This is a genomic window from Bacteroides sp., assembly GCA_036351255.1.
Lineage (GTDB): Bacteria > Bacteroidota > Bacteroidia > Bacteroidales > UBA7960 > UBA7960.
Genome location: JAZBOS010000134.1, coordinates 1 through 6,777 on the forward strand (window position 1 = coordinate 1; position 6,777 = coordinate 6,777).

General features: G+C 43.5%; 4 protein-coding genes. All 4 read right to left on the reverse strand.

The features are described from left to right. Positions 1 to 2,042 (reverse strand): DNA translocase FtsK 4TM domain-containing protein (locus tag V2I46_13250; GenBank protein MEE4178466.1); only part of this gene is annotated, 2,042 nt, incomplete at its 3' end. Between the two features lie 239 nt (positions 2,043 to 2,281). Further along, positions 2,282 to 3,679, reverse strand: coding sequence for an arginine decarboxylase (locus tag V2I46_13255; GenBank protein MEE4178467.1), 1,398 nt, complete (start codon positions 3,677 to 3,679; stop codon positions 2,282 to 2,284). Between the two features lie 975 nt (positions 3,680 to 4,654). Beyond that, positions 4,655 to 5,431 (reverse strand): DUF6090 family protein, encoded by a 777-nt coding sequence (locus V2I46_13260; protein MEE4178468.1) that lies wholly within the window; start codon positions 5,429 to 5,431, stop codon positions 4,655 to 4,657. 163 nt (positions 5,432 to 5,594) lie between these two features. Continuing rightward, positions 5,595 to 6,161 carry a YdeI/OmpD-associated family protein gene (locus V2I46_13265; protein ID MEE4178469.1) on the reverse strand — a complete coding sequence of 189 codons (567 nt, stop codon included), beginning with the start codon at positions 6,159 to 6,161 and terminating at the stop codon, positions 5,595 to 5,597. Between the last annotated feature and the right edge of the window lie 616 nt (positions 6,162 to 6,777).

The following is a 6,777-nucleotide window of genomic DNA, read 5'->3' on the forward strand; positions in this document are numbered from 1 at the left end:
CCGCCGGTATCGAGAATGGTGCGGGAGTCGATCTTCGAGGCGACCCTGAAAGCAATGCGTGCCGGGAAGTTGGCCTTGATGGTACCCGTTATGATGTTCACCGAAGGCCGCTGCGTTGCGATGATCAGGTGTAGCCCCACAGCCCTCGATAACTGCGCCAGTCGGGCAATGGGCAGCTCAATCTCCTTGCCCGCAGTCATGATCAGGTCGGCGAACTCATCAATGAACAGCACGATGTAAGGTAAAAAGCGGTGCCCGTGATTGGGGTTTAATCTGCGCTCCACGAACTTGGCGTTGTATTCCTTGATGTTTCTGACCTGCGCATCCTTCAGCAAGTCATAGCGGTTGTCCATCTCGATGGTGAGCGAATTCAACGTCCTGATCACTTGCCTGGTGTCGTTCACAATGGCATCTTCGGCATCGGGAAGCTTAGCCAGGTAGTGCCGCTCTATCTTCGAGAACAACGTCAGCTCTACTTTCTTGGGGTCCACCAGCACAAATTTAACATAGGCAGGGTGTTTCTTGAAAAGAATAGATGCCAGGATGGCATTCAATCCAACCGATTTCCCCTGTCCGGTAGCCCCTGCCATCAGCAGGTGAGGCATTTTTGTCAGGTCGGCAATGAAGGTCTCATTGGCAATGGTCTTTCCCAGTCCAATGGGCAACTCATAGGTGGAGTTCTGGAACTTCTCGCTGGCCAGGATGGAACGCATGGAGACGATCTCGGGGTTGCTGTTGGGCACTTCAATGCCTATGGTCCCCCTGCCGGGGATGGGGGCGATGATGCGGATACCCAAAGCCGAGAGGCTCAGGGCAATGTCATCTTCCAGGTTACGGATGCGGGAAATGCGCACCCCGGGCGCCGGGATGATCTCATACAGGGTCACCGTCGGGCCTACCGTGGCCTTGATCCGTTCAATCTGTATGGAGTAGTTGTTCAGCGTCTCAATGATCTTGTTCTTGTTGGCCTCCAGCTCCTGCTTGTTGACGTGGATAGAGCTGCTGCCGTGGTCATCCAGCAGGCTCAGGTCAGGGATCTTGTACTTCGGAAGGTCAAGGGTGGGGTCATACAGCCCCAGATGCGACAGGTCTGGCATATCATTGTCTTCCCCAAACTGGTTGGGGTCGTCAATGGCCTGGTAATTATGCCCTGTGATCTTGCCGTCGCCTTCCACGATCTCAAGGGCAGGCCCATGGTCTGCTGCTGCGGGTCGAGCTTCGTCCACTCCCACGGGCACCATAGGCTCTTTCTCGCCAAAGTCGATTTCTATCGGGAAGTCGTCGGGTTCCTCTTCCTTGGCAAAGGGGTCTTCCTGCGCACTAGAGTCATCATCCGTTCCGGTCGAAATCTCCAGTTCAGGTTCTTCTTCTTTACGGGCAAAAAGCTTGTGGATGAACTGCCCCACGGCTACGAAATTGGGGTCAAAGGCGAGGATCAGGAAGGTGCCCAGCGAAAACAGCAAAAACAGGGCCGTGCCGAAGCCGCCTATGATACCGTTAAGCCATACGTTGGCCTGGTAACCAAAGGTGCCACCCAGTATCAGCCAGGGCCCTGAATGGATGATGGCCCCAAAAAACAAAGAGGTCCAGAGGATGAAAAAGGTGGAATAGCGCAGGGTCTTCCAGCCGGGCAACAGGCTGTGCTCGAACAGCCATCTAAAGCCTGCCACGAATAATATGAGCACGAACAGGAAAGACGAGAGGCCAAACCACTTTTTAATGAACAGGTGCGCAGTGATGGCTCCGAGCCGCCCCATCATATTGTCGGCAAGGATCGTAGTGTCTTTCAGCAGCTCCCAGTTGAACACCCTGCCGTTGAGCAGGTCATCATCGGCCTTCCAGCTGAAAAGATAGGAGATAAACGACAGCAGCAGAAAAAACGAAAGCAGGATGAAAAAAAGACCCACTGTTTTGCGCAGCCGCTTGTTACGCAAAAATTCGCCAAACGATTGCATCGAAAGCTCATTGCCCTCGAGGTCACTCCTCTTTTCCTTTTTCGCCCGGTAAGCGTTCTTCTTAAGTTTCCTGGGTTTATTCTCCATCCGTTGGGGGGAATGTTTTTTTAGACTTGCAAAATTAACAAAAGTATTGTAAAGCTGAAAATATAAGCACCCTCACCTGTGCCATAACTCCATAACGTAAATGGGGGCTGAACATTGGATTCAGGCTGGGAATTTTCCTTTCCATTCATTGGCTTTTTTGCACAAAGGCGAAAACAGCCCGCAAAGGCATCAGGGAAATCGTAAAATGAATGGCAGGCAGGCCTTCTGCTTTGCTTTAATCAGAACCCCAGGGTCTTGAGCATCGACTTATAGCTTTGCTCCTTGGCAAACAACTTGGTGTTGTACTCGCCCTCCTCGTCGCGGTCAATGATCACCAGCTTGGGAGCAGGTATCAGGCAGTGCTGTATGCCCCCGAAGCCTCCAAGGCTCTCCTGGTAAGCACCCGTGTGAAACATCCCGATATACTGTACTACGTCTTCCCTGATCTTGGGAAGGAAGATGGCGTTCGAGTGCAGCTCGGCATTGTAGTAGTCCTGGCTGTCGCAGGTCAGCCCACCCAGGTTCACCCTTTGGTATTCGCTGTCCCAGTTGTTGACGGCCAGCAGGATGAAACGTTGCTTGGCGGCCCAGATGTCGGGAAGGGTGGTCATAAAGCTGCTGTCAATCATATTCCAGTGCTCGCGGTCGTTCTGCTGCTTCTGGTCCAGGATGGAATAGAGGGTTGCCCCGCTTTCACCTACGGTGAAGGCTCCAAATTCCGTAAAGATATTCGGCTCCTGTACCCCGTTCTGATTGCAAATGTTCTTGATCTGCGCCACGATCTCTTCGGTCATGTATTCATAGTCGTATTCAAAGGCCAGTGAGTTCTTTATGGGGAAACCGCCCCCAATGTTCAGGCTGTCCAACTCGGGGCAGATCTTCTTCAGGTCGCAGTAAACGTTCACACACTTCGATAACTCGTTCCAGTAATAGGCATTGTCCTTGATGCCCGTATTGATGAAAAAGTGAAGCATCTTCAGCGTGAAGCGCGGATCCTTTTCAATGTTTGCCCTATAATAAGGCACAATGTCATTATAACGAATTCCCAGGCGGGAGGTATAGAACTCGAACATCGGCTCCTCTTCCGAGGCTATGCGAATGCCCAGCTGAACCCGCTTGTCCTTTTCAATCAGCTCGGAATAGGCCTTGATCTCATTCTTGTTGTCGATCACCGGGATGGTGTTCTCAAAACCATTGTTGATCAACTCACTGATCTTTTGGGTATAGAGTTGCCTTTTGAAGCCGTTGCAAACGATGAATTTATTTCGGTCTATCAGACCCAGGTTGTACAACTCCTCCACAATGTAAATATCGAAAGCCGAAGAAGTTTCCAGATGAATGTCGTTCTTCAGCGCTTCCTCCAGCACAAAACTGAAATGTGAACTTTTGGTACAGTAACAGTAATTATACTCACCCTTATAGTCCACCCTGGCCATCGCCACGTTAAACATACGCTTGGCTTTCTGTATCTGCTGGCTGACCTTGGGCAGGTAACTGATCTTAAGCGGGGTGCCGTATTGCTTGATGATATCCATCAGCGCAATATCGTGAAAATACAGCTCGTTGTCAATCACCTTAAACTCTTCCTGCGGAAACTCGAAGGTTTGTTCTATCAGGTCAATGTATTTGTTCTTCATTTCCTGGTAAACCGGTTTTTAATGAAACGAATAAAGTAAGTGAGTTACTTTTAAAAAGAAAGGCAAATCCAGGTGATTTACTTTTTCAATGAACCCACAAATATAAGAAAATTGATCCTTTATGGAATCATAAAAATCAGGGTGTTTTTTGAAAATTGAAACCTGACTGAAGATTTTTGATTCAGGCATTCAATTACAAACTGTTGTTGTGCAATGGGGGGAGGTGTTCAGGCAAAAGGTATGGCAAAGGAATTATACATACCGCATAGAGGAGCCAGATTTTATTTCGTATTCTCAAATCTGCTTTTCGCGGAATGAAAGCCATCCCAAAAATCCCTGACGTTTTCGTCCCAGTTAAAAAAGAGATCCAGGATGAACCAGATGATAAATCCGGTTAAAACGCCAAACAGAAATTTCCGTATTTCATTTTTCGTAAATCTCTTCATTGCCCAGGGATTATTTTAATGAGAATTATTGAGAGGATTTTGGCAGAAACATTTTTAATGAATATGTATTGGTTCTGACTTATAAATACCCGAAAAAAGTTAAATAATTTGCCTATTTTTTGGCGAAAACCCAAGTTAAATTGGCTTGTTTTCTCTTTTCAAAGATATAGATTTTACGAATCATCAAACGGACTCTTTTTTATTGAGTGATAAGTATTTAAACATGATAATAGATTGCTTTATTGAATTGATTTTTTGGTTCTGTTCTTTTTAACCAATACCCTTACCCAGGCTGCCGGAGGGTTCAGCCTCAATAAAGCAATAAGGTTCCCCTTTGTGACTAATAATTTGGTTATTAAAGCAATAAGGCTAAATCAATAGTTACTGCATTAAACTTTCTCCATAGACAGACATCCCTCCTGACAATCACCCGGAACAATTAAAAAAAGCCGCCGGCTGCTAGGCCCTTTATTTTCTAAAAGTAACTTTATTCTTATTTTTGGGAAATAATAGTATCTTAATAGGTTACTTATTTTAATAACATTTTGGCTTTTTCAGATTTTTTTGAGATCAATTCTAAAACTTGCTCAATTTTCAACTTTGTTTTTTCTAATGTTTCATTTTGATCCTGCATATTCAATTTCATTAACAATAGTCGGAAAAATACCTCAGGATCTTTATGAAACTCATTATTCTGCATACCTGAAAATTCAAAATCCAGATTTGAACCATATAATTGAGATGCTAATTCATTGCTCATAACTGAAGGGCCAGCCACTTCAACAAACTTTCTTGTAAATTCCCTGACCCCACTCTGCGTGTCCGATTCATATTCGGCTTCCATTCCATAATATTCAGACAAAGCCATTCGGAGCGAATCATTGGAAATAAGTTCAATGGTTTCCGCCGAAATCATACCATTAAAAGCGACACTATTTTGCCTGAAAATTTCATATCTTCCCGTTGATTCAATCATCAAAGTCATAAACTCTAAGGCCCGTTCCTCATTGCTCATTTTTGTACCAAGCAGTTCCAAACTTCTGTTTATACAACTATCTTTTTTTTCATTAAAATCCTTGATAAATGCTATACTTTCTAAATCTGAGATTAGGCTTTTCCTTATTTCTTCAATATATGCCGTTTCTTTTTTGGCCTGTATCCTATCGTTATTCCAACTGTTAATTTGAATGGCTATTAATATACCAATAATGACGATTAAGACCTCACCAAAAGCATAAATGATGTATTTGGTCAGCTTGTTTTCTGTTAGCAGTTTTATTCTGGTTTTTCTAAAGAATCTTATCATGACTTTTCATTTTTAATTTAAGCCAACTATTCTGGTAGGTGAAGAGTTGGAGTGGGCGGCTTGCGTTCTTGTCCGCTGCGGCAAAGAGCGAATGTGAGAAAATCCCAACGCGATATACTGATTATCAAATTTTTATATACCATGTTGGCAGCAGTTCTTGTTTTTAATAGTATTTTTCAATTCCACCAAATCCTTTTATCAGCACATTTTCTTTTGTTTTTTCAATGAAATTGTTTAATCGTTTTTCAAACTCTTCAGGTCTTTTCCTTGCACTATCAATGTATGCAATTCTGATTCGTTTATATGGCTCTGAAAAGGTTCGATAGTTCTCCCAAACGATTTTATTTGATTTCAAATTCCTGATAATGTCTTTTGGAAAAACGAATTCTTGTTGAATGATTTTGAAAACTTCATCCTTAATTGAGTGGTATATCAAATTGTTTTCATATAGCCATCTCAGTCGTTCTATGTTCGGTTGTGAGAATGTCGATTTTCTTCTCCTCCTGCAAAATCTTTGAATACTAGTCTCCTCGTTCAATGATTTAACGGTACTATCAATCCATCCGAAACAGAGTGCTTCTTCAACCGCATCATTATACAAGATTCGTTTCTTACCCGTCTTCTTTAGCGGATACTCCAACCAAATATCTTCTTCGGTCTCAAAATTAGTTTCGAGCCACTTCCTCCATTCTTTTCTGTTAATGAAATATTTAGTCGCAATTTCTTTCATTTTTAAATTGCTGTCCGCTCTTTTATAACGATGATTAAATCATACTCATTCATCCATTTCCGGGAACATTAATATTGCTAAATCAAACATAATAATAATTGCATAAATATAGGTAATAGAAATAAGATTTCAAAAAGGTAGAATAATAGGAGTGGTTTTCCCGATAATGGCAGAAATGTTTCTGTGCTTTGAAACTTTCTCACAGATTCTGATTAGCCCCATCGCCCTATCAAAGTTGCCGGAGGTTTCAGCCTCAATAAGGTAATAAGGTCCTGGTTGGGGTGGTACTCATTTGGTTACTAAGGTAATAAGGTAAGAAACGACAGGCAAGTTATAAACCTTATTACCTTAGTAAAAAGTCCCTTTCAACTGCCCGTTTAAACCTTATTACCTTATGGAACAAAGGTTAAAGCGATCGCCTTACCCATTTTTCACTTTTCATTTTTAATTTTTTATTTTCAAACGGTCGCCGCTACGCGGCTGAACTCCATGCCCCAAGCCTTAGGCCCCTTGTGATTATTCGTCACACAGATATCCTCAAAATCAGAAACTGACAATATTGATAATTTTGATAATATTGATAATTTCCCTGTGATGGATCCCGCCTAGCCCCGGA